This is a genomic window from Psychroserpens sp. NJDZ02, from assembly GCF_004843725.1.
Classification (GTDB): domain Bacteria; phylum Bacteroidota; class Bacteroidia; order Flavobacteriales; family Flavobacteriaceae; genus Olleya.
On the sequence record NZ_CP039451.1, the window covers coordinates 4,277,981 to 4,302,919 of the forward strand.

24 protein-coding genes are annotated in these 24,939 nt (G+C 32.9%); 6 read left to right on the forward strand and 18 right to left on the reverse strand.

Going from position 1 to position 24,939, the window contains the following annotated elements; genetic code table 11:
* Positions 1-3: 3 nt before the first annotated feature.
* From E9099_RS18905 to E9099_RS18965, 13 genes are all read right to left on the reverse strand, one after another.
* The gene (locus tag E9099_RS18905; protein WP_317130633.1) at positions 4-1,575 is read right to left on the reverse strand and encodes a HAMP domain-containing sensor histidine kinase; all 1,572 of its coding nucleotides are present in this window, start codon (positions 1,573-1,575) and stop codon (positions 4-6) included.
* A gap of 70 nt (positions 1,576-1,645) precedes the next feature.
* Positions 1,646-2,245 (reverse strand): dephospho-CoA kinase, encoded by a 600-nt coding sequence (gene coaE, locus E9099_RS18910; RefSeq protein ID WP_136585060.1) that lies wholly within the window; start codon positions 2,243-2,245, stop codon positions 1,646-1,648.
* Positions 2,242-3,105 carry a CdaR family protein gene (locus tag E9099_RS18915; RefSeq protein ID WP_168800787.1) on the reverse strand — a complete coding sequence of 288 codons (864 nt, stop codon included), beginning with the start codon at positions 3,103-3,105 and terminating at the stop codon, positions 2,242-2,244. Before E9099_RS18915 ends, coaE begins: the two co-directional genes overlap by 4 nt.
* A 95-nt stretch (positions 3,106-3,200) precedes the next feature.
* Positions 3,201-4,208 carry a glycosyltransferase gene (locus E9099_RS18920; RefSeq protein WP_136585062.1) on the reverse strand — a complete coding sequence of 336 codons (1,008 nt, stop codon included), beginning with the start codon at positions 4,206-4,208 and terminating at the stop codon, positions 3,201-3,203.
* Between the two features lie 73 nt (positions 4,209-4,281).
* Positions 4,282-5,487: a T9SS type A sorting domain-containing protein gene (locus E9099_RS18925; RefSeq protein ID WP_136585063.1), complete on the reverse strand. Its 1,206-nt coding sequence runs from the start codon at positions 5,485-5,487 to the stop codon at positions 4,282-4,284.
* A gap of 523 nt (positions 5,488-6,010) precedes the next feature.
* A complete protein-coding gene (locus E9099_RS18930) occupies positions 6,011-6,835 on the reverse strand; it encodes an enoyl-ACP reductase (RefSeq protein WP_136585064.1) in 825 nt (274 codons plus the stop codon).
* A 101-nt stretch (positions 6,836-6,936) separates the two neighbouring features.
* Positions 6,937-8,589 carry a DNA repair protein RecN gene (gene recN / locus E9099_RS18935; protein ID WP_136585065.1) on the reverse strand — a complete coding sequence of 551 codons (1,653 nt, stop codon included), beginning with the start codon at positions 8,587-8,589 and terminating at the stop codon, positions 6,937-6,939.
* 76 nt (positions 8,590-8,665) lie between these two features.
* Positions 8,666-9,553, reverse strand: coding sequence for a DUF4835 family protein (locus tag E9099_RS18940; protein WP_136585066.1), 888 nt, complete (start codon positions 9,551-9,553; stop codon positions 8,666-8,668).
* Positions 9,546-10,757, reverse strand: coding sequence for a bifunctional phosphopantothenoylcysteine decarboxylase/phosphopantothenate--cysteine ligase CoaBC (gene coaBC, locus E9099_RS18945; RefSeq protein ID WP_136585067.1), 1,212 nt, complete (start codon positions 10,755-10,757; stop codon positions 9,546-9,548). The genes E9099_RS18940 and coaBC overlap by 8 nt, the downstream gene beginning before the upstream one ends.
* 4 nt (positions 10,758-10,761) lie before the next feature.
* The gene (locus E9099_RS18950) at positions 10,762-11,091 is read right to left on the reverse strand and encodes a DNA-directed RNA polymerase subunit omega (RefSeq protein ID WP_136585068.1); all 330 of its coding nucleotides are present in this window, start codon (positions 11,089-11,091) and stop codon (positions 10,762-10,764) included.
* Positions 11,092-11,099: 8 nt separating this feature from the next.
* Entirely contained in the window at positions 11,100-11,900 is an 801-nt protein-coding gene (locus tag E9099_RS18955; protein ID WP_136585069.1) for an outer membrane protein assembly factor BamD, read from the reverse strand.
* A gap of 109 nt (positions 11,901-12,009) precedes the next feature.
* Positions 12,010-12,897, reverse strand: a complete 888-nt coding sequence (dapA, locus tag E9099_RS18960; protein ID WP_136585070.1) for a 4-hydroxy-tetrahydrodipicolinate synthase — start codon at positions 12,895-12,897, stop codon at positions 12,010-12,012.
* The gene (locus tag E9099_RS18965) at positions 12,890-13,417 is read right to left on the reverse strand and encodes a DUF6913 domain-containing protein (protein WP_136585071.1); all 528 of its coding nucleotides are present in this window, start codon (positions 13,415-13,417) and stop codon (positions 12,890-12,892) included. Before E9099_RS18965 ends, dapA begins: the two co-directional genes overlap by 8 nt.
* A gap of 72 nt (positions 13,418-13,489) precedes the next feature.
* Here E9099_RS18965 and E9099_RS18970 point away from each other — a divergent pair, with 72 nt between their 5' ends.
* Both E9099_RS18970 and E9099_RS18975 read left to right on the forward strand, forming a co-directional pair.
* The gene (locus tag E9099_RS18970; protein WP_136585072.1) at positions 13,490-14,248 is read left to right on the forward strand and encodes a 5'-nucleotidase C-terminal domain-containing protein; all 759 of its coding nucleotides are present in this window, start codon (positions 13,490-13,492) and stop codon (positions 14,246-14,248) included.
* A 7-nt stretch (positions 14,249-14,255) separates the two neighbouring features.
* Positions 14,256-15,173, forward strand: a complete 918-nt coding sequence (locus tag E9099_RS18975; RefSeq protein ID WP_136585073.1) for a bifunctional metallophosphatase/5'-nucleotidase — start codon at positions 14,256-14,258, stop codon at positions 15,171-15,173.
* On the opposite strand, the gene E9099_RS18980 is transcribed toward E9099_RS18975, so the two are convergent.
* The 5 genes from E9099_RS18980 to E9099_RS19000 all read right to left on the reverse strand — a co-directional run bounded on the left by E9099_RS18980 (position 15,163) and on the right by E9099_RS19000 (position 20,915).
* The gene (locus E9099_RS18980) at positions 15,163-15,843 is read right to left on the reverse strand and encodes a hypothetical protein (protein ID WP_136585074.1); all 681 of its coding nucleotides are present in this window, start codon (positions 15,841-15,843) and stop codon (positions 15,163-15,165) included. The two genes, E9099_RS18975 and E9099_RS18980, sit on opposite strands and share 11 nt — an antisense overlap.
* A 142-nt stretch (positions 15,844-15,985) precedes the next feature.
* On the reverse strand, positions 15,986-17,980 hold the full coding sequence (gene ligA, locus E9099_RS18985) for an NAD-dependent DNA ligase LigA (RefSeq protein WP_136585075.1): 1,995 nt from the start codon (positions 17,978-17,980) through the stop codon (positions 15,986-15,988).
* Positions 17,981-17,982: 2 nt separating this feature from the next.
* Positions 17,983-19,542 carry a hypothetical protein gene (locus E9099_RS18990; RefSeq protein ID WP_136585076.1) on the reverse strand — a complete coding sequence of 520 codons (1,560 nt, stop codon included), beginning with the start codon at positions 19,540-19,542 and terminating at the stop codon, positions 17,983-17,985.
* Positions 19,542-20,414 (reverse strand): peptide chain release factor N(5)-glutamine methyltransferase, encoded by an 873-nt coding sequence (gene prmC, locus E9099_RS18995; protein WP_136585077.1) that lies wholly within the window; start codon positions 20,412-20,414, stop codon positions 19,542-19,544. The genes E9099_RS18990 and prmC overlap by 1 nt, the downstream gene beginning before the upstream one ends.
* Before the next feature lie 9 nt (positions 20,415-20,423).
* Positions 20,424-20,915 (reverse strand): GNAT family N-acetyltransferase, encoded by a 492-nt coding sequence (locus E9099_RS19000; RefSeq protein WP_136585078.1) that lies wholly within the window; start codon positions 20,913-20,915, stop codon positions 20,424-20,426.
* A gap of 65 nt (positions 20,916-20,980) precedes the next feature.
* On the opposite strand from E9099_RS19000, the gene E9099_RS19005 reads away from it, so the two are divergent.
* From E9099_RS19005 to E9099_RS19715, 4 genes are all read left to right on the forward strand, one after another.
* On the forward strand, positions 20,981-21,436 hold the full coding sequence (locus E9099_RS19005; RefSeq protein WP_136585079.1) for an LEA type 2 family protein: 456 nt from the start codon (positions 20,981-20,983) through the stop codon (positions 21,434-21,436).
* A 1-nt stretch (position 21,437) separates the two neighbouring features.
* The gene (ribD, locus tag E9099_RS19010) at positions 21,438-22,418 is read left to right on the forward strand and encodes a bifunctional diaminohydroxyphosphoribosylaminopyrimidine deaminase/5-amino-6-(5-phosphoribosylamino)uracil reductase RibD (RefSeq protein ID WP_240788924.1); all 981 of its coding nucleotides are present in this window, start codon (positions 21,438-21,440) and stop codon (positions 22,416-22,418) included.
* 204 nt (positions 22,419-22,622) lie between these two features.
* Positions 22,623-24,434 (forward strand): type VI secretion system Vgr family protein, encoded by a 1,812-nt coding sequence (locus E9099_RS19015; protein ID WP_136585080.1) that lies wholly within the window; start codon positions 22,623-22,625, stop codon positions 24,432-24,434.
* 12 nt (positions 24,435-24,446) lie between these two features.
* A complete protein-coding gene (locus E9099_RS19715; RefSeq protein WP_136585081.1) occupies positions 24,447-24,938 on the forward strand; it encodes a PAAR domain-containing protein in 492 nt (163 codons plus the stop codon).
* Position 24,939 lies beyond the last annotated feature (1 nt).

Sequence of the window (24,939 nt, forward strand, 5' to 3'; positions counted from 1 at the left end):
ATATTACGAGATTAACGGAAGCCTTACTGTAAAAGTACTTCCTTTTTCTTTTTCACTTTCTACTGAGATATGACCATGATGATCCTCTACTATTCTTTTAACGTAAGCCAAGCCTAAACCATGACCTTTAACGTTATGTATATTTCCTGTATGTTCTCTATAAAACTTTTCAAACACACGCTTTTGAGCCACTTTACTCATTCCACTTCCGTGGTCTTTGATATGTACCAATATATTATTACCTGCTAACTCTGTAGTAACAATAATTTTTGGCGCTTCTGGAGAATACTTAATAGCATTATCCAAAATATTGACTAAAACATTAGTAAAATGTGTATCGTTGACAAGGACAGAAGACTGTTCTGCATTAAGGTGTGTTTCAATACTACCGCCTCTATCTTCTACAATTAATTCCACATGTGTTATAGCGTCTTCTACTAAGTCGTTTAACTCTAGTGGTTCCTTACTAATATTTAGTTCATTTTTTTCAAGTTTAGATATTCTTAACACATTCTCTACCTGAGCATGCATCCTTTTATTTTCTTCTTTTATCATTCCCAAGTAACGCAACACTTTCTCTTTGTCGTCAATTACCTTGGGGTTTCTTATGGAATCTAAAGCCAAATTAATTGTTGCAATTGGCGTTTTAAATTCGTGTGTCATATTATTAATAAAATCTGTTTTTATTTCAGAAATCTGCCTCTGTCTTATTAATTGATACAATGCACTAGAATAGGCAATGATTATAATTAATGTAAAAACAATAGACAAAATAAGCATTGTTAAAACCGATGATAAAATAAATTTTTGGCGTTCTGGAAAATTAACTAATAACCTATAATTACTAGTATCATTTTCGTTGTAAAAAAAAGGCACACTAAAGGTTGACGACTCATTATGTGCTAATTGAAAGCTCTCAGTTTTAACCTTTGTGGCTAAACCATTACTATAAATCCCAAACTCATAATCAATAGTAATATCGTCTTCTATTAACTTTAAGTCTAACAGTCGTTCAATTTGATTGACATCTACTCTTTTATGTATTGGTTTTCTAAACGCATAATCTAAATAGGACGTTTCTAGAAAAAACTCGTTAACACTTGTTACACCAATCTCTGACAACATAGATGTTAGATTTTGTGTCCCATCTAATGTGCTATTCTCAATGATTTTTGTTTCGCGTTCGCTTAAAATACGTTTGACATTCAAGCTATCTAAACCTATGTCAAAGAGCGATGATGATACTTTAAAATTTTCTTCAAGTATCCCATTTCTATAAATTATAGATTGATTACTATTAGGATTATCTTGTTTAATATAAAAATTTAAAATAGCGTTGGAGTCCGGCTTTGTCTCACCTTCCTTAATTAATTTTGAAATTTTGTAATAATGATCTGAGCGTTCTTCATTTTCAATAGTTTTAGACACATAACTCAGTGCTTTTTTAACATTAAAGTTAAATTGCTTTTCAGCATTCTCAAGTGAGTTATTAATATAATACGCCTGTACTAAGATTATTCCTATTAAGGAACAACTCATTAAAACTACTAAGACTAGGAAAATTCTCTTATTCACCGGTCAAAATTAATATTTTAACATTTAGCATTCCTCCCATTTAACCTTACATTAACAAAAACGTTAAATTTTAATGATTTGCCGCTATTTTTAAGAGTTGTTTATGGATTTTTCCTACTTGGTGCTTTGTATCTTCTAAGTCTGTATTTGTAATCACAAAATCAGAAAGCTCTGTTTTTTGTTTATCCGTCCACTGATTTTTCATGATAGCTTTGACTTTCTCTTTGGATGACTCATCCCGTTTTAAAACTCGATTAAGTCTAATTTCCTCTGGTGCCACCACTGTAATGATATTATCGTATTTTTTATAGCTTCCATTCTCAAAAATAATTGCGGCTTCACTAATGACATATGCTGCTTTTTGCTTCTCCACCCAGTTAGAAAAATGCTTAGCGACTTTAGGATGCACAATAGCATTCATCTGTTTTAGCAATGCTTTATTACTAAATATTTGACTGGCTATAAATGGTTTATTAAGTTTATTATCAACATAGGCTTGTTCTCCAAAAAGTTTTAACAATTTTCGTTTTATCACTTTTGAGCGATTCATTAAAGCTTTAGCCTCTGTATCTGCAATGTATATAGGTACGCCTAAATCTTTAAAAAAATTAGCGACTGTTGTCTTTCCACTTCCTATACCTCCGGTTAATCCTATAATTTTTGGTGTCATTCTTTTATAATAAACTCTATTTTTTGCTGTAATACTCTGACATTTTTAACATTATCAGGTTGTTTTACGATCTCTGGTGTTAAAAACGAATTATCAATAGCATCTTTATAATTACAAACTACTTTGAAGTCGTTAGCGGAAATAGCATTAAAATTATCTAAACTCGTTGAATAACTTATAGCAATCTGTTTAGGAAAATAATTAATCAGTTTTCCTTTCGGACTATTTATAATTTCAATAGGAAGGTTAACCACACCTTCCGAAAATTTAGATACCTTAACCGATAAATTAACTTGTTTTAAATTGGTCTTAACCTTATTGCTTAAACTGTCCAATTCCAATTCCAAAACAGTATTGACATTGGTTTTTACATGATCTAAATCTAACTGTTGCGTAGTTACATTTTTAATGTTTTTTAAAATAGAACTTGGACCTATTAATTTTATGCTATCCGGTATTGTTTTAACATTATCCAAGGTATTAAAACCTTGAGCATATTGAATGTTAGCATGCAATACTATGGGTACATATTTAATATTGTTAGTATCGTATTTAAATACTAACGTATCCGGGTTAATACTAATTATTTTTTTTTGTTTACTAAATTGTTTGTTTATATTAGGATAACCTCTTGACATACTCCAAATAAATAACGAGTCTAATTTTACAACATCTGTATTAAAATCGATATCTAATTTAGGTCGTTTTATAGCATATCTAAGCCAGTTAAAACCATAAGTTTCTATAGTAATATTGAGCTTTGCATCATCCTTATTTAATATAACATAAGTATCATCTACATTAATAGGATTAATACCAAATGGCAGCGTAGCAGTATACACTTTTGATAATTTGGTCAATACCAAAATTGAAAAGGCCAGTATAAAAAACAATAAAAAAACATTGATTTTTTTACTTTTAAATAAACCGATTATTTTTAATTTAAAATTTTGCATCATTTAGTCTTAAAAAATAAATGTGGAAAGATATTTTCTGGAGAATCCTTTTTTGCACTTAATAATAGTGTAGATTTCAAGAACCCATAGCCATATCCAAAAAACTGAATAGAAACAGCTAACAACGTTTGAAAAGCAATAACTAAATTTTTGGTTTTAAGTACTGCAGAGATAAAAACTAAACTGTAATAAAACAAGACCAGATATATAGGTAAATAGATTTTAAAAGCGGCTAATAGCAAAGCAATAATAACGCCAAGACTAAATAAGGAAGGAAACCAATACGTCACTTTTTTAGTTTGTGGATGCCATGTGTTTAAAATAGGTCTAACTGAACCAAATTTATTTACTTGTTTATAAAATTTAGACCATGAAATACGACGCTTATGATATACATAAGCTTCAGGGATAAGTGTTGTTTTAAATCCTAAATCCCATAACCGAATTGACAAATCTGGATCTTCTCCAGGATGAATATTTCCAAAACCTTTTGTTGCTTCAAATGCCTTTTTTGATAGCCCCATATTAAAACTTCTAGGTTCAAACTTATCTAAACTTATTTTATTACCCCTAATTCCTCCTGTAGTTATAACAGAAGTCATACTAAAGTCTATTGCTTTTTGCAGATTAGTAAAAGATTGATGTGCTTTATCTGGACCACCAAAACAATCGACATAGTTGTGTTGCAAATGCTGACTAACTTCTAATAAATAATTACTAGGTAATAAGCAATCACTATCTAAGATTATAAAATAATTACCTTTTGCTTTACGCATCCCAAAATTTCTAGAATCTCCTGGTCCTGAATTTGGTTTAAAATAATAAGCAATATCCAGCTGCTGCTTGTACTTATCTATAATGGCTTCTGATATAATAGAAGACCCATCTTCTACAATAACAATTTCATAGGTAAAGTTGCCATTCAATTTTGAAAAACTCTCTAAAAGCTCTTCAATCTCTACGGGACGATTATAAACAGGGATAATAAAAGAAAAACGTAATTCCATTTAACAAATGTAAGTTAATCACATAAAAAAAGCCACCTAAAAAGGTGGCTTTTAATTCTATTAAAGTGTAAACTTAATTCTTAATCACTTTTACAGTTTCTGTTACATTATCAATAGTTACTTTAATAAAGTAAGCTCCTGATTCTAAATTTGACATATCTACAGCGTTATTAACACTGTTAGGTGTGTTTTTATAAACCTCTTGTCCAATCATATTATAAACAGACACATTAGAAATCTCTTTTTGAGCATTTAATATTATGTTATCATTTACCGGATTAGGATAATATGTAAATAAAGAATTAGTTTCAAAACTCACATTAGATAACGTAGACTCTACAGCATGAGCAGATACTTCAAATGCCCCATCATTAGCACTGTTTGATACTGCACTATCATGTTCTTGCACTCTTACAAAAAGTATAGCACCTGGTACTTGACCTGTTAGTACTATTTCAGAAAAATTACCAACTCCACTATTATCATCGCAAGCTATCTCTGTACCTGCCATAGCCCCACAAGATCCAGAAAACACAGACATAGTCGTATCCGTCAATGCTGATCCTGAAGAAGCTTGTGTTACAATAGTGATATCGCCAGCAGCGGGAACTTCCACCGTATACCAAACATCCCTTCCACTACCAAAGCTACCGCAAGATACATCTGCATCCAAAACCTCACCAGAAGGCGTATTTGAAATAGTCGTTCCTGTATACCAAACTTCTGACCCCGTAATTGATGGAGTGATTACTTCAGCATCTTCGCAGTTGTCATTAACAGGAGGGCTTGCTAAAGGTACTGCTGAAAAAGCAGAAACATCAAAATCCAACCCATTTGGAGGACCATTAGTTCCTGACGCTATAAAAACGGTTTGTCCTGCTAAAATATTAGCTGTCACTGTATTTATTGCCCCAACACTACTTGAATAAACGGTATCTAAACAATCATTTAAAGCAGTACCCGTACAGGTCGTAAAAATACCTAATCCATACCAAGGACTCCTTGAAAACGTTGTCATTGTTATTTTTTCATCCGTTGTTCCTGCAGTGTATGTAAAGAGATAAACATCATCTTTCCAAGATGTATTTATGGCTCCGCAAATAGGATTATCTGTAGGGTTATCATTCCAATCTTCTTCACCTCCATCTCCTGGAGTCGTAATTCCCATAGCCGTAAAGCCATCTGTAATAACAACACCGGAATCACATCCAAATTGAGCAAATCCTTGAATACTAAAAGCGAAGGCCATTAATGAAAATAATAAAGTAATTTTTCTCATTTATTTATAGTTTTATGATTATTAAAAATAAAAAGTGATCAAAAATATCGAAATAAATGTCACAACAAAGAAATCCCCCTAAACAATCGTTAAAACGCAATATTTATAGATAAAACGTTGTTTTACTAGCCGTTTATTAACATTTAATTCAACAACTACTTGGTAATAAACTATTACTCTCTATAATAATAAACTAAATTCATTTTGTTTTGTTCTTTAAAAACTCACAGAATTCCTCTGTAAGTTAACGTAGTTTAAGATAGAAATAAGTTTATAATTACTGTCTATGATTAATTTTCTTTAGTTGTAATAAACAGAATTTGCATTTTAAACAATCACAGTTTACAAAATAAATTTTATTTTAAATTTTTGAAGAATACTCTAAATTCGACCAGACGTTATGATACAATTATAAGGGGAATGATAAACAAAAAATCACATTATAAAAATAAAAATAGATGGCATAAAAAAAGCCCTACGATAAACGTAAGGCTTTAATGTAAATGTATGATGTGATTAAAATCTATTTATCCATGCTCTCTACAAAAGCTTCCATTACAGCATCACTTACTCCCATGTTGCTAAATCCTCCATCATTATACAAGTTTTGCAACGTCACTCGTTTAGTCAAATCACTAAACAATGACACTGTATAATTAGCACAATCTAATGCTGTAGCATTACCTAACGGTGACATTTTTTCCGCGTAAGCGATAAAACCATCAAAACCCTTAACGCCACTACCTGCTGTTGTTGGTGTTGGTGATTGAGAAATTGTGTTTACTCTAACCTTCTTATCTCTTCCAAAAAAGTAACCAAAACTACGTGCAATACTTTCTAAATAGGCTTTATTATCGGCCATATCATTATAATCAGGAAAAACACGTTGTGCAGCCATATATGTTAAGGCAACAATACTTCCCCACTCATTCATTGCATCTTGCTTATATAGCGTCTGCATTGTTTTATGAAAAGACATAGCAGATACATCCGTACCTTTTTGAGTCCAAGCATAATTTTGATCCGTATAATGCTTTCCTTTTCTTACATTAATTGACATCCCTATAGAATGTAATACAAAGTCAATTTTACCTCCTAAAATCTCCATAGATTTATTGACAAGGTTTAATAAATCTTCTTCACTAGTAGCATCTGCTGGTATAATTTGAGATCCTGTTTTTTCTGCTAATTTATCAATTTGCCCCATACGCATTGCAACGGGTGCATTAGTTAAGACAAACGTACCACCTTCTTCGTGTACACGTTCTGCTGTTTTCCAAGCAATAGAATTTTCATCTAATGCTCCAAATATAATTCCTCTTTTTCCTTTTAATAAATTGTATGACATAACTTATAGTTTAACAGTTGACTTGTTAGTTTTGTTTATTTTTATATCTTTCAAAGATAGTATTTAAATTTTTTTATTTCCCTTTCGCGGAAATTAAGCCACTAATTTAACAGTTGCTTTGCATGTGCTATTGCAGAATCGGATAATTGCGTACCTCCTAGCATTTGCGCTAGCTCTACAACCCGCTCATCATAGTTAAGCTTAACCAAATTAGTAGTCGTGACCTCGTTTACATCCTCTTTATATACTTTATAATGCGTATTTCCTTTAGCTGCAATTTGAGGTAAATGCGTAATACTAAACACTTGCATTTTAGCACTCATTAATGCCATAATATCCGCCATTTTATTAGAAATCTCTCCAGAAACTCCAGTGTCAATCTCGTCAAACATAATAGTAGGTAACTTTACATATTTTGATAATATAGATTTGATTGCCAACATTATCCTAGACAATTCTCCACCAGAAGCGGCTTTTTTAAGTACATTAAATTGTCCACCTTTATTAGCAGAAAACAAGAAACTTAAATTATCTTTTCCATTATATAGAAATGATTTAGTAGGTTCTAAACTAATATTAAACTGAGCATTAGGCATACCTAACTGCCCTAATATAGCTTCTAATTGCTTTTTTAAATCTGGTATTGCTTTATTACGCTTATCCGTAATCTGTTTGGCTTCGACATTAAGTAATTTTTCTATAGCCTTAATTTCTTCTTCTTTATCTATAATATCTTGATCTGCATTTTCTGTTGCCTCGACTTTTTGTGCTAATTCTTCTCTAATCACAATCAACTCTTCTACTGTTTTAACTAAATGCTTTTGCATTAAATTATTGATAGTAGCCAGTTGTGCATTCACAACTTCTAATCTATTTGGATCAGCATCTAGATTTCCTTCAAAACGTTCTATATCTACTAAAACATCATCCAAATCTATCAAACTACTCGTAACCCTTTCTAATAAATCTTGATATGTGGTAGAGATTGTCGCTAATTTTTGCAAAGCTAATTTAACCTCCCTAAGTGACGTTAAAACACCACCTTGTTCTTCATTTAATAAAGCATTAGCTTCTTCTAATTTTAATTGAATAACCTCGACGTTATTTAACAATTCAAACTCCTCCTCTAGATTTTCAAGAGCTCCCTCTTTAAGATTAGCTGTAATTAATTCATTTAACAAAAACGCATTATAATCATGCTCTTTAACAGCTTCTGCTTGAAATTTTTGAAGTTGTTCTAATTGTTTTTGTAGCTTTCTATGATCTTTTAAATAAGTCCTATAAGTATCAATATTGCCTTCTGTTTTTGCCAATGCATCAATTACTAAAAACTGAAAAGCATCATCCACCAATTGCATGGTTTCGTGTTGCGAATGTATGTCTATTAATTGCTCTCCTAAAGATTGTAGCGTAGATAAATTTACAGGAGAATCGTTAACAAATGCTCTCGATTTGCCTGACGGTAATATCTCTCGTCTAATAATAGTTTGTGTATCGTAATCTAAATCTTGATCTTTAAATAACGTCTTGAGTTTGTATTTAGAAATATCAAAAGAGGCTTCAATTATACATTTTTTTTCTGGATTACGTAAACTAGATAAGTCCGCGCGTTTACCTAAAATCAAAGATAAACCGCCTAATAATATAGACTTCCCTGCCCCAGTTTCTCCTGTAATTATGGTAAAACCATCGTTAAAGCTAACTTGAAGTTGATCTATTAATGCGTAATTTTTTATGGTTAATCCTGTAAGCATTCTTAAAGTGAAAAGTTGAATGTTAAAAAGAGAAAAGTTTTGGTTTTTCGCTTTTTAAGAATGAAAATAAATCTATCTAAATTTTTATGTTTCTCCATTTAGAAGAATGTATTGGTGCCACCTTGTTAAGGGTATCTATCAAATTGGCTATATCTACACTTGGTCCATCAGAAAAGATTTGCTCTATCTCTTCTGCTTTCGCATCAAAAAAAACGCGTAATAAATAGGAGTTTGGACGTCTTCTATTCATATCATTAAATAAAACCAAAGCTTTAGCAATCTGATTTTTAGCATCCTTTTGATTATCACCCATTGTATCCAAACCAAGTCTATGATAATCATACATTACCGTTCTAAAGGCTTTAAAAGTTGGTGATAATAAGTTATCTATTAAAGCAAATCGGCTCTGTAAGCCATCCGCTAATTTCCAACCAGCATAATTTTCTTGTTGAGAAAAATTTACGATATTTTGTGCTTGCTTAAAATAGGCGTCTCCACCTTCCGGTTTAAAAGAATCGGCATCCATACCTAAAACCATGTGTATATGAAAAGCCAATACCGATATTAAATTAGAAGCATATTGCGTTGGATTATAAATCAGACTTTGAAACTCTATATATTCAAAAGTAAAATCCTTATCATTTATATTATAAGCGGGCGTTGTATAACTTGATCCAAACACAGGTCTAGAAGACTGCACTTGCAATGTTGCTTTGTAATTATTCCCGGAATATTCACTAATATTAATAACAAAATTACAATTTATACGCTCTTGCGCAGTCACCGATCTATCTGACCATTTGGTACTAGATATAAATTCTTTTAATTGTTTTTCTAATGTTTTAAATTGCTGTAAGTTTTCGTTTCCTGTTTGTTGTGCATTTACAACTACAGTAGCGTTTAACTCCTGTGCAGTTATTGACACACTAAAACAAAATATAAATAGAAATAAAAGGTTACGCATGTATTGTATTTATTATGGTATTAAAAAGGTCTTTAGCGACTTCCGTTTTAGATTTTAACTCGTAAACCTTTGCGACTTCGTCCTTATTAATCAACGTTACTTTATTGGTGTCAGACTTGAAACCTGCCCCTTTGTCGTTTAACGAATTTAAAACAATTAAATCTAAATTCTTCTTTTTAAGCTTCAATTTTGCATGCTCCAATTCGTTGTTGGTTTCCAAAGCAAATCCTACAAGAAACTGTTTTGTTTTTATAGCCCCTAGGGAAGCCAAAATATCTTTAGTCTTCTCCAAGTCTAAAGTTAACGTAGACGACTTCTTTTTTATTTTCTGAGAGGCCACATTTTTTGGTTTATAGTCTGCTACTGCAGCAGATAAAATGGCTATATCAGAATTATTAAAATATAGATGAGCTGCGTCGTACATATCCTGAGCACTTATTACAGGTATGACTGTAATTAAATCGTGTGCCACTTTTTGGTGCGTTGGCCCTGAAATTAAAATTACTTCCGCGCCAAGATTAGCCGCTTCTTTTGCAATTTCAAAACCCATTTTACCAGAGGAATGATTCCCTATAAATCGTACAGGATCTATAGCCTCATGAGTTGGCCCTGCAGTGATTAAAACTTTTTTATTTTTTAATGGTAACCCGTTAATAATATCTTTTTCAATAAAAGAAACAATATCATCAGGTTCTGCCATACGACCTTGCCCAATTAACCCACTTGCTAATTCTCCTGAAGTAGCTGGTATCATAACGTTACCATAACTCTTTAATGTTTCAAAAGAATGCACTGAAGAGGGATGAATATACATATCCAAATCCATTGCTGGTGCAAAATAGACTTTACATTTTGCTGATAGATAAGTCGCTAATAAAAGATTATCGCAAGTACCATTCGCCATTTTTGACAATGTATTAGCTGTTGCAGGTGCAACCACTAAATAATCTGCCCAGAGTCCTAATTCTACATGGTTATTCCACATAGCATTATCGTCTTGATCGTTTGTAAATGTTGAGTGTACTGGATTTTTGGAAAGTGTAGATAATGTAAGTGGTGTTACAAAATCCTTAGAAGCAGGTGTCATAACGACTTGTACGTTTGCACCTGCTTTTATAAATGATCTGACTAATGTAGCCGTCTTGTAAGCAGCAATACCACCACTGATGCCCAATAGTATGTTTTTGCCACTTAATATTGACATAAATTTAGTCTTGGTTGTCTAATTCTGTATTTCTATGGTAGATTTTATCATCTAACCACTCTTGAACTGCTAATGCATGAGGTTTAGGCAATTTTTCGTAAAACTTAGACACTTCGATTTGTTCTTTGTTTTCAAAAATTTCTTCTAAGCTATCATTATATGTAGCAAATTCTTCAAGCTTTTCAATTAACTCTTTTTTAATTTCAGAGTTAATTTGCTCAGATCTTCTAGCAATAACTGAAATAGCCTCATAAATGTTACCTGTTGGTGCATCTATAATATTTCTGTTATACGTAGTTGTAGATAACGGCGCTTCGATTTTTTTTAAATCCATAATATATATTAGCTTTTGGTACTGTATTTTTCTAATTGTTCTTTTAAATCTTCTATCATCTTATCAGCATCTCCAACAAGTTCTAATTCAGAATCTGTTTTCTTAAAGCTGTTATAATATGAAATAGCAGTATTTAATCTTTCTTCTTTTTTTGATTCTACACTCTTCATCGCTAAATGATAAGCGGAATCAAATCTATAAAACTGTGCTTTACCACGTAATGATGTTCCTGGAAAATCTGCGATAAAATTATCAAAAGTACTTATAGACGCCTTAAAGTCTGCAATGTGATTATATTGTTTACCAATACTGTATGCCTTTAACTCTAATTTATACTGTAAATCCTTAGCCAATTGATTAATTTTAGGCATAAACTCTGACTCAGGGTATAAATTAGCAAACAATTGTAATTTCTCTAATGCGTGATCTGTATCGTGTTGGTCTTTAGAATAAACAGGAGACAACTCTGCATAACTTAAAGCACTTTTATAATAAGCTTCTTCAACTTTTTCACTTTTAGGATATGATTTTGCAAAACTTTCAAATCTAAAACCTGATAAATAATGCTGTTGTGTTTGATAATAACAATCCGCATCTAAAAACATTAATTTTTCTGCTTGAGGCTTCCCTCTGTAAGCGGGCACGATCTGTGTAAACAAGCGACTAGCCTTATTAAACTTACCCTCTTTATACAGTTGTTCACCCATAGTAAATTTTACAGCAATATCTTCAGACTTTAGCGCCTTTTGATATTCACTACAAGAAGTGAAAAATAAAAATGTGATTAGGATGTAAAATAAATTCTTCATATAATTTTTTACGAAGCGCAAAAATACGCTATTTAAATGGATTTTAAAAATATAATTTGATTGCTAAATTAATTGAAGAAATCAAGTTTAACGTCCGTTTAAGTATAATTTAACTTTTATTAAAACTACTCATAAAATCAGCAATACTATTCTGAAGCTCTTCCGTCGCTTCCACTAACGGTAATCTTACTGTTTTATTACAAAGATTTAAATTATTTAATACCGCTTTAATACCTGCTGGATTATTTTCAGAAAAAATTAAATCAATTATCTTCATCATTTTAAAATGGAGAGCATAGCCCTCTTTAGCTTTACCTTCCAACCCTAACGTTATCATTGCAGAAAAGGCTTTAGGCAACGCTTGACCAATCACTGAGATCACTCCTGCTCCTCCTGCTAAAACAACACCTAAAGCTAAATCGTCATCTCCAGAAATCACAGAAAAATGTTCTGGCTTATCTCTAATTAATTCTAAATATTGTGCCATATTATTCCCAGCTTCTTTTACCGCCACTACATTCTTAAAATCTTTAGCTAAACGTAGTGTCGTTTCTGGTGTCATATTTTTAGCTGTCCTTCCTGGCACGTTATATAAAATAATATCTACAGGACAAACTTCAGCTATAGCTTTAAAATGTTGATACATTCCTTCTTGAGTCGGCTTACTATAATACGGTGTCACCGATAAAATGCCGGCAAAAGCAGATAAATCAGTAGTTTTAATTTCTTCAACAACTGCTAATGTATTATTACCTCCAATACCTAAAACTAAGGGTAAGCGTCCCTTATTATACTTTATTATAGCTGCGCATATATCTTTTTTTTCTTGTTTGGTTACAGTTACACTTTCTCCTGTGGTCCCACTTACTACTATATAATCAGTCCCATTGGTAATGTTAAATTCTACAATTTTTTCTAAAGCATTATAATCCACTGTTAAATCGTCATTAAACGGAGTTACAATTGCTATTCCTGTGCCTAAAAAAGGGTTATTCATTACTTATTTTATTTAAAATGTTTAGATATTTAATTAACTCGGTCTTAAAGATGGACTTATCGACTAATTTAGTTTCAATAATTAAATCGTTTATGTCCTGTCGTGCATTATAAATGCCGACTTTAAATTGTGCATTGGTTGCAGCGGTCACTAATTGTAAGGCCAGAGCGTCTGTTTCGTATAAATTTATTAACAAATCAAAGTTGATGGCAATGAAGTCTTTTGCTGTCTGAGATTTTAAATGACCTTTCCACCCTAGATCTTTTTCAGAAAAAGTATTACCAAAAAGTGCTATCCCTTCTTTTTTGTTATTAAAAAGAGATAAAATTTTAAGGTTATTAGCATTAACTTTTAAGCTTTTTGCTAACTGGTTAATCCATTCTAAATCAGAAAATTGTTGACTATCTACCAATACGCCAATAGTTTTAATAACCGCGTTATTTGATACTAGCACTCTGCTTTTCGTACATTTATTAATATACTTTTTATTAGATTTTTCTTTAAATCCTTTTAAAATCATTTATCTTTATTCCTTTATTACAAATGTAGTAATTGTAACTATATATTGGCTTTAAATTATTCAACTTTAAATATGAATTACAAACACCTCTTTATCTTGCTTTCGATTGTTTTGTTGTCGTCATGCAAACAAGATACTTACTCCTTAAGTAAAATCGAAGGAAAAAAAATAACCATAACGGATACATTAGCTATTGATCCCGATATTGATGCTTACATAAAACCATTCCGCGAAAGCCTTAATAAGGACATGAATACCGTATTATCTTATGCTCCTGAAACGTATAGTAAAAATGATGGTGATTTAAATACAGCTATTGGTAATTTAATGGCTGACGCGGTTTTACAAGAAAGTGATCCTATTTTTAATAAAAGAACTGGAAAAAACATTGATATGGTCCTTTTAAACCATGGCGGTATCCGATCTATCATATCAAAAGGTAATATTACTACAAGAACTGGTTTTGAAATTATGCCTTTTGAAAACAGTATTGTTGTTGTTGCACTAAAAAGTCAACAAATAGATAGCTTAGTAACTTACTTAAGTAAAGCAAAACGTCCACACCCTGTTAGTGGAATACAATTAACTTTAGATAAGGAGTACAGCATTACAGAAGCCTTAGTCAACAACAAACCTATTGAAAAAGACAAGACTTATTACGTAGCGACCAACGATTACCTATATAATGGTGGTGATGGTATGCGCTTTTTTCAAACTAATGACAGTTTATATGTCTTAGATTATAAAATTAGAAATGCCATGTTAGACTACTTTAAAAAGGTAGACACTATAAAACCAGTAATTGACAATAGATTTATCCAAACTAAATAAGCCAAACATGAAACGTAGACACTTTATACAACAAGCAACAGCTGCTACAGCATTAATTACAGTTGGTGGTTATGGATTACAATCTTTTGCGACTACTGCTAAAACAAAAAAAATAACCATTTTACATACTAATGATGTACATAGCCATATCGATGCTTTTGGTCCTGAAGATGGTCGAAATGCTAATCAAGGTGGTGTTGCAAGACGTGCCACTTTAATTGAAAATATTAGAACAGAAAACCCAAATACCTTATTATTAGATGCGGGAGATATTTTTCAGGGTACACCCTACTTTAATTATTATGGTGGCGAGTTAGAATTCAAGCTTATGAGTAGGCTTAAATATGACTTAGCAACCATTGGAAATCATGATTTTGATAACGGGATTGATGGCTTATATGCGCAATTACCACACGCCAGTTTTGGATTTGTATCCGCCAACTATGATTTTTCAAATACCGTAATGGACACACATGTTAAACCTTATCAAGTCTTTAAAAAAGAAGGGATTAAAATAGGTGTCTTTGGATTAGGAATAGAATTAGATGGTTTGGTAGATAAAACAATGTCTAAAGAGACTAAGTACTTAGATCCGATTGAAGCCGCACAAGAAATGACCCGTATTTTGAAAACAGACGAAAAATGCGACTTAATTATTTGCCTTTCTCATTTAGGTTATAATTACAAGAAAAACCCAAAGAAAATAAGTGATTTAAGTTTAGCTAAAGCGACTAAAGACATAGATTTAATTATTGGAGGACACACGCATACTTTTTTACCTAAACCAACAGTTGCACAAAATTTAGAAGGTAAAAATGTGCTAGTTAACCAAGTTGGTTGCTATGGTATTAATCTAGGTAAAATCGATTTTTACTTTGAACCAGATAGCACTAAAAAAGCAGAAGGAATATCAATTATAGTTTAGATGATTTCCTCATTGGTGTTGGCATTTCTTTATCTTCTGTATGTTTAATTTTAATATAAATGTAAAGAAAATAAAAACCAAGCCCCATTAAGACAGAATAGGAAATGTGTAATAATTGTGCTGAAGAGATAAACAAGTAAGCCACTTGCACCATCTCTGAAAACACGATACATACACTAGCCAAAAACAACAATAATCCCTGTTTAGAATCGTGATATAGATAATGAATTAAAGACAGGGATAAAACCAAAAGAATTAACACATTGTAAGTCACTTCTATCACAAAATCTATTGAGTTTACTACTAAATCTTCATCCTGCATTATCATTTGATTTAATACATATATAATGTATGCATTAAAAACAAATAAAATAAAAAGGTGTAGTTTAAACTCTTTAAACAAGCGTTCCGTTTTAATATCCTGCACTAAAAAGATAACTAAAGAAGCATAAGCAACTATATTTAGGCAATTTGCTGTATAATAAGCCAATGCATTACTTGTGTCAAAAATAATTTTTAGAATTTCCACAATTGAAAATGCAATAAGGAAAAAACCAAAGAAAATATTCCTTCCTTTAGCATGACAAAAGTATAAATATGTTAGTAATGGAAATACAACTATCCATGCATAATTAGCGATTTCTAGAAAATTAAAAATTCTCCCAGCCATTATTAATACTACAAGAACCACCAAAATAAGTGAGACTATATTAAACTTTGTAAATTGCATTATAATTGATTTGCGGCTACAAAGATATAAAAAAAACGTAATTTAACGTGTATAAATGCTTTTTATCGATTAAATACATGATTTACTTGAGACTTTGTAGGAAATCTTCTTCTGTAATGAGTTTTATTTTCAACAAATCAGCCTTATCTTTTTTGCTTGGTCCCATATTATCTCCTGCAACAATATAACTCGTTTTAGATGAGATAGAACTACTGACTTTTCCGCCGTTATCTTCTATCAGTTTTTTAAGCTCAGTTCTGGATACCGTATGAAACACCCCAGAAACAACAATACTCTGTCCTTTTAGCTTATCGGTTTGACCAGCTAATTTTTCTGCCGAAATCTCTAATTGCAAGCCGTAAGCTTTTAATCGATTTACAATGTCCTGGTTTTTACTATCCGAAAAGAAGTCAACAACGCTTTCTGCTATTCTAATACCAATTTCGTCAACTTGTTCTAAATCTAAAATAGAAGCAAATGCTAAAGCATCAATACTCTTAAAATGTTTAGCTAATTTTTTAGCAACCGTTTCTCCCACAAAACGAATCCCCAAAGCAAATAAGACACGTTCAAAGGGTATTTGCTTAGAAGCTTTAACACCTGCTATTAAATTATCAGCACTTTTCTCTGCCATACGCTCTAACGGCAAAACTTGATCTTTGGTCAATGCGTATAAATCTGCATAATTATGGATTAATCCTGCCTTTACTAAAAGCGCTACGGTCTCTCCTCCTAAACCTTCAATATCCATTGCTTTACGCGAAATATAATGTTGGATACGACCAATTACCTGAGGATCACAACCATTATAATTTGAACAAAAATGTTTCGCTTCCCCTGCTTCTCGTTGTAAATCGGTACCACATTCAGGACAATTAGTAATGTATTGTGTTGGTTGAGAATCTGCTGGACGTTCGTCTAAATTTACAGCGATAATTTTAGGTATAATTTCACCTCCCTTTTCCACATACACCGTATCTCCTACTCTAATGTCTAGTTTTTCAATTTGATCTGCATTATGTAAAGAGGCTCGTTTTACAATAGTCCCCGCTAACTCAACAGGTTCTAAATTAGCAACTGGAGTAATTGCCCCTGTACGCCCGACTTGATAGGAAATACTATTTAAAACCGTACTAACCTGCTCCGCTTTAAACTTATAAGCCATAGCCCAACGTGGTGCTTTGGACGTAAAACCAAGCTCATCTTGTTGGTGTAAATTATTAACTTTTACTACTACACCATCCGTCTCGTAAGGTAAATCATGTCTGGCATGATCCCATTGCTTTATAAACTCAAAAACCTCCTCAATACTTTGGCACAACTGTGCTTCTTTCGGCACTTTAAAACCCATTTGACGTGCCTTTTCTAAGCTTTCAAAATGTGTCTTATATTCAAAATCGCCACCAACTAAACCATAAAGCAAACAATCTAAAGGTCGTTTTGCAACCTCAGCACTATCCTGTAATTTTAAACTTCCTGAAGCTGTATTACGCGGGTTTTTATAAGGCTCCTCTCCATTTTCGATGCGCTCTTCATTCATCTTAATAAATCCTTCGTATGGTAAAATAATTTCACCTCTAATCTCAAAGTCTTCAGCAAAATCGCCTTTTAACTGCAAAGGCACAGAATTGATTGTTTTAATATTAGGCGTGACCTCATCCCCTTGCGTACCGTCACCACGCGTCACTGCTTTTAATAAACTTCCGTTTTGATAGGTTAGATTTATAGACGCACCATCATATTTAAGTTCGCAAACATACTCCACATGACCATCCACCATTTTTCTTATTCTGGTTTCCCAATCTTTTAAATCTTCCAGCGAGTAAGAGTTATCTAAGCTATACATCCTATGCTTATGCACAACAGTATTAAAATTTTTAGTCACCGCTCCTCCAACACGTAATGTTGGCGAGTTAGCATCGTAAAACTCAGGATGCGCAGCTTCTAATACCTGTAATGCTTTTAATTTTATATCAAAATCGTAATCGCTAATCGTCGGATTATCTAAAACATAATAATTATAATTATGTCCTCTTAACTCTTCTCTTAATGCCTTTAACTCTAATTTTATGCTCATACTTATTTAACTTCTAACAAATCTAATAATGGTTGTTTAATCTTATACTTATAATAAAAGTAGTTTTCAGAATCCGAATAACATTCTGTTGCTCCCCAAAATTTAATTATAAATTCAGTATTACTTAACCAATAGATTTCATTTGTATCTGTTGTTTTCTCTAAATCGATATACTCATTATTATCTTCTAGATTATAATAAATCTCGACACCTTTAATTATTTTATTATTCGTGATCTTGTCTATAAATACAGTCCGTTGGCTTGGACATTCCACATCATAATCGACAGATATCACGTATTTTTTATTTGGAGATACGTGCGGATAACCTCCTGCATACGTATCTAGCTGTTCTCCATTAATCTTGCTGACAAAAACTAAACGTTTGTAGTCAAAAATCATTTGAGAATGAACCACAAAGGTATTATCAAAATTTGAATCCTCACTAACACTATACGTTTTTGTTGGATTATACTCTGTCGCAAATGTACTATCCTTAAACGTCACTTGCTTACCATTCTCTGCAATCAAAGTCACACGCTTACCCATTTTATAGCTATCCGTGACATTTACAATATGCGGTTTTTTAATAACGCTATTCAAATACTTATTTAATTTAATTTGCTTTACCTGCAATAACTCTCGCAAATCTATAAGAGGCATAGTATTACCATTAACCTTTAAACCTTCATATTTATAAATAACGACTTCGTCTTGATACACATCAAACAAATCCTTTTTTAGCACATAACCTATATTAGACGTATCTATATAAAAATTATCGTCTTTTTTTAACGTTTCTGGATGGACAATTACTTTTGCTTTGTTATCAGCATAATCTAGAACTGATACCGTTTGCAAATACGAAAACATTCCGATTTTACGACCAATACTATCCTTAACTATTGTTCCTTTTTTAGCTTTAACCACGCGCTGATCTAACGATGCTGTATAATCTATTAAAGATTGATATTGCTTTAATGGTAAATAATTAAACTTAACTGGAACAGGTTGCGCTTCAAAAACCCCATTTCCTTTTAAAACATATGCTTTAGTCTTGTTTGTTTTTTTATCAAGCACAAATAACTTGTCATTATACACATAAGTCTGTGTTTGATTAATAGGTGAAGTCAAATCATAATAAGACACAGCGATAGCATCAATAAACTGGTAGTCATTAGTATAATTTACCAATTTATAATTCATCAACTTGTCTTCATCAAATTGGTACAACACAAATGACCTAAAGTCTTTACTAAATCCTAAATTTAAGGCCATTCCAAATTTAGAAATAGTGTCATTAGCTTTAAAAACATCACGCACTTCAAGCACCTCACTCTCTTCTTTGGATAACAAATTAAATGTATCAAAGAGCTTAGCGGTAATTAAATAAGGTTTGTCTAGTTCCAAAAAATTAACACTCGCTAAAAATTCTTTTTCAAAGTGATCTATAAACTCACCATGTTCAGAAGTGACTTCTATTTCCGGGATCAACACCTCTTTTTTTGATTGATTACAACCAAAGCAAAGCGCTACCAATATTATGTGAATTATGTATTTCATTAATTTTTCACCCCGCTTATCATTCGGTCTTTACCAAACATATCCTGTATCAACTTGATATTACTAAATCCGTAAGTCTCCAAAAGCGCAATCATCTCTTGCCCTAGGTATTCATTAATTTCGAAATACAATTCCCCTTTAGGCTTTAAATTTGCAACCGCAAACTTAGTGATCGCGTTATAAAATATAAGCGGCTCATTATCTTCAACAAATAATGCAACATGTGGTTCGTTCTCCAATACATTAGCTTGCATTTGTTGTTTTTCTAGATGACGAACATAAGGCGGATTAGAAACGATAATATCAAATTTTGAAACTCTAGTTACTAAGTCCCAAGTCGATTCGTTTAAAATATCCACTTGCATAAAGTCAATACTCACTCCGTTTAACACCGCATTTTCTTTCGCTTTTTCTATCGCTTTCGCGGAAACATCAAGCGCGCATACAGCACTGTCTTTTATATTTTTAGCCAAACTAATAGCGATACAACCACTTCCTGTACCAATATCTAATATTGAAACGGTATCAGTGCCACGCTGTTTAGAATGTGCATCAATAATTAATTGCACCAACTCTTCTGTTTCTGGACGCGGTATTAACGTGTTTTTATTGACTGCAAACGGCAAACCGTAAAATTCAGTTTCGCCTAAAATATATTGTATCGGTGTATTGTTTTGTAAAGCTTCTAATGCTTTAAACAAAGGACCTTGTTCTTCTTTTGTAATACTTAAGGCTGTATCAAGTGCCACATCCAGTCGGGAAATATTACAGTACGCTTCCGTTAACATAAAAAAGAAGCTAAACACTTCGTCTTTACCATAAATACCATCCAATTCCTTATGGAATATTGCTTTTAATTCTTTTACTAGCATCTAAAATTATTATAGTTTTTTCTCCATCCAAATACCACAATTAAAATGACCTGTACTACCTAAAGGGCCCTTTAAATGTTTAAAACCATTACTTTCGTAAATATGAATCGCTTCTTTTAATACTGGAATAGTTTCTAAATAAGCCCGGCTAAAACCTAGTGACTTCCCTTTTGCTAAACACGTTTCAAATAGTTGCTTTCCAAAGCCTTTTCCGCGTAAGCGATTAGAAAAATACATTTTCTGTATCTCAAAAACCTCGTCTTCCATGCCATGTAATGGTTTTAATCCTCCACCACCTTCAACGATGCCATCCATGACTACAACGTAATACACTTCCTTTTGCCCTATATAAGATTCAAACATTTGTGGTGTTTCTTGATCGGCATACGCCGTACCTACTAAAGGTAAACCGTATTCTATAAAAACCTCACGAATAACAGCTTCTATTTGTGGATTATCTTCTGGTTGGATTTCTCTTATTTCAATCGTAGTATTACTCACTTTTAAATAGTATTTTTGTGTCTTATTTTAGAGGATGAAGATACATTAAATCTAAAAAAAGACACATGAAGAAAACACTAATCTTATTAACAATATTAACTTGCTTTTTTAACTGTAAGGTCACAGAAAAACCACAGTTTATTAAAGTCGAAAATATTAAAGTATTAGAATCTACCTCTAGATTTATTACAGTTACAGCAGATGCTTTTTTTTTAAACCCTAATAGTATTGGTGGGCAATTAAAAACAGATGGGATTAAAGTGATTGTTAATAATAACGAATTAGCAGCCGTAACAAGCGAAAGTTTTAAAGTTCCGGCTAGAAAAGAATTTAGCATTCCATTACAGGCTAAAATACCGACGGATAGTTTATTAAGTAATAAAAATTTAAGTAGTTTATTAGGCAGTTTTTTAAGCAAAAAGATGACTGTCCAATATCTTGGCGAAATCAAGTATAAGGTTTTAGGATTTTCTCACACGTATCAAGTAGACCGTACCGAAGACGTTAAAATCAAATTATAATTTGACTGATCAATTTTACATACAACGCGCCTTACAAATTGCAAAAAGCGGTTTAGGTTACACACGACCAAATCCTATGGTTGGTAGTGTAATTGTTGTTGATAATACTATTATTGGCGAAGGTTTTACTAGCCAATATGGCGGGAATCATGCCGAAGTAAATGCTATAAATAGTGTTGCCGATCAATCCCTTTTAAAAAAAGCGACCATTTATGTTACTTTAGAACCTTGCAGTCATTACGGAAAAACACCACCTTGTAGCGACTTAATAATCCACCATCAAATCCCCAATATAGTTATAGGTTGTGTGGATGATAATCCTGAGGTTGCTGGTAAAGGTATTAAAAGACTGATGGAAGCGGGACGTAATGTTAGAGTTGGTGTCTTGGAAACCGAATGCAAAGCACATCACAAGCGCTTTTTTACATTTCATAACAAAAAACGACCGTATATTATTCTCAAATGGGCAGAATCTATTGACGGTTTTATTGCTCCAAAAACTAAAGACGAGCAAAAACCCGTTTGGATTACTAATAGCTACTCTAGACAACTAGTCCATAAATGGCGCGCTGAAGAACAAGCCATTTTAGTCGGCACCACTACCGTTATTAAAGATAATCCTACCTTAAATGTTAGAGATTGGACCGGACAAAATCCTACACGTATCGTTTTAGATCGCAATGGGTTATTATCTAACCAATATGCGATATTTAATACTGACGCCGAAACTATTACGTTTAAAGACCACTCAGCTAAAGCCATTTGCGATCACCTTTATAAAGAAAACATAAACTCTATAATTATTGAAGGCGGTTCTAAAACGCTACAATTATTTATTGATGCCAACCTTTGGGATGAAGCTAGAGTTTTTAAAGGTCAAGTCCGTTTTCACGACGGAATAGCCGCTCCAAAACTTAAAGGCGAACAATTTTCTATAAAAACGATTGAAAATGATTCGGTTATAACCTACCGTAATCACTAGACAATCCACGTGTTTTATTATTTTTTGTTAAAATTTAATTAAATTTATTATGTTATTTTACTTTTAAAAAGTAATTTTAAGCACCTGTTGTGTGATGTTTAGATACTACATTCTGCTATAACAGATTAATTTTTTAAAAAAAAGCTGGTGTTTTATTAATACTATTAGTTAGTATAGAATACTGCAAAATACCTTAATAAAACTATGGCTCTACAAAGCACAACCAACATCTTTATAAACGGTAATGAAATTACCGCTTTTAAAAGCGTCATGTTAAACCAACAAATCGACGCGCACCACATGCTAGAATTAGTATGCAGAATGGATGTTTTAGAAGATTTATCACAACCATTAGGAGAATCTAGTAAAAACTTCCTAGGCGAAACCATAACACTAGAGACAAGCGCTTTAGCTCCAAGTACTGGTTATCAATCCCTGACGTTTAAAGGTATTGTCACACAAGTAAAAACTATAAAAGGTCATGAAGCTAGCACCGGCGATACAGTGGTTATTATAGCACAAAGTCCTACTTATATTTCTGACGACGGACCACACTACGCCTCTTATAACGATTTAACTTTAGCAGATATAATAGAAACAACGTTTAACGACTACGACCAATCGAAATTAGAACTAGTGGTTACCCCTACTAACACGGCTGCCCTGCACTACTCCGTACAACATAACGAATCGGCCTTTGGCTACGCTAGCCGATTAGCCGCACAATATGGGCAATGGTTTTATTACAACGGGATGCAACTTATTTTTGGGCAACCCGAAACAGAAGAGCTAGAACTAACCTATGGGTTTGATTTAAAAGAATACAACTTAAACCTATTACCACAATCCCATAACTACAAATACTACGCAAACGACTATCTTTTAAACGAAGTCCACGAAAAAGATGCCACCGAAGTAAGTGCGGGTGCTAATGGTTATAGTGGTTTTGTGTCTAGTAAAGCCAACACCATTTATAGCAAACAGACCAATGTATGGCACAACCTATATAATGACCCACAAGCCAAACAACGTTTAGACACTAGTATAGAGTTACAAAAAAAGGCGATTGAAATCAAACAAGTCAAGCTTAACGGTGTTAGTGACAACCCTGGTGTTAAATTAGGGAATATTGTAAAAATAGAAGGCGCCACTTACCGAGTGACTAGTATTACCCATACCAATAAAGAAAACGGTGATTATTTAAACTTTTTTGAAGCTATCACTGCCGAATTTGACGCTTATCCAAATACCAATATACAAGCCTTTCCTAGAAGTGAAACCCAAACAGCTATTGTTATGGAAAACACAGACCCAGAAGGCTTAGGACGTATCAGGGTACAATTTCCTTGGCAACAAATAACTAGAGAGATGACCCCTTGGATCCGTATTGTCACACCACATGCTGGTGGCGATAAAGGCTTCCACTTTATTCCAGAAACAGGAGAAGAAGTCTTAATAGGTTTTGAAGGTGGTAATGCAGAACACCCCTATATGCTCGGTAGTTTGTATAACGGAACTGGTAAAGCTAACGCGTTTGAAAGCAGTGCCAATGATGTCAAAGCAATACGTACCAGAAGCGGACACACTATAGAGTTAAATGATACCGATGGTGAAGAAAAAATAAAAATTTATGACAATGAAGGCAGTATCATAACTTTTGATACGCAAGCAAAATCATTATTTATAACAGCTGCTGAAAATATAGAAATTCAAGCAAAAAACATTAAAATGATTGCTGAAGAAACTATAGAACTGCAAGCGCAAGGCGATATTAACACCTCTTCAGAAGGGGATACAAACATTATATCAGAAAGCGCCTTAGCATTACAATCCACTTCCGACACCACCGTTATTAGTGATGCTTCCATAGCAATTGAAGCCTCAAGTGATGCTACAATAACTAGTACAAACACGATTATTGAAGGACAAGCGTCTGTAGAAGTAAATAGTGCACAAACAAAAGTATCAGGTAGCGCTATGACTGAAGTATCTGGAGCAATTGTAAAAATAAATTAAAACCTAAAAATTATGCCAGGACCAGCAGCAACACTAGGAAGTATGCATGTATGCCCAATGTTAAACCCGGGAACTCCGCCTCCACCTCATGTTGGAGGTCCAGTAGTTGGACCAGGTGTACCAACCGTACTAATTGGAGGTAAACCTGCAGCAGTAATGGGTGACTTATGTACCTGTATTGGACCACCTGACACTATAGTTATGGGGGAAGGTACCGTTTTAATAGGCGGAAAACCAGCAGCAACCGTAGGTAGCTTAACAGCGCATGGTGGACAAGTAACGCAAGGCGAACCAACCGTATTAATTGGTACTGGTGTTAGCCCAGCAACAACTGTTATGCCTATTCATAAAATACCATTTCCAACAATTAATCCTACTCTAAAGGTTATCGCTTCCATTACAGGTCGAAGAAGTCAATTAAATGAGGCTATAGCTAGGCAGGAGGCACTTCGTGAAGAGGCGGAAACAAATGGGTATTTAAGTTTATTAGATTTTAGCATATAAA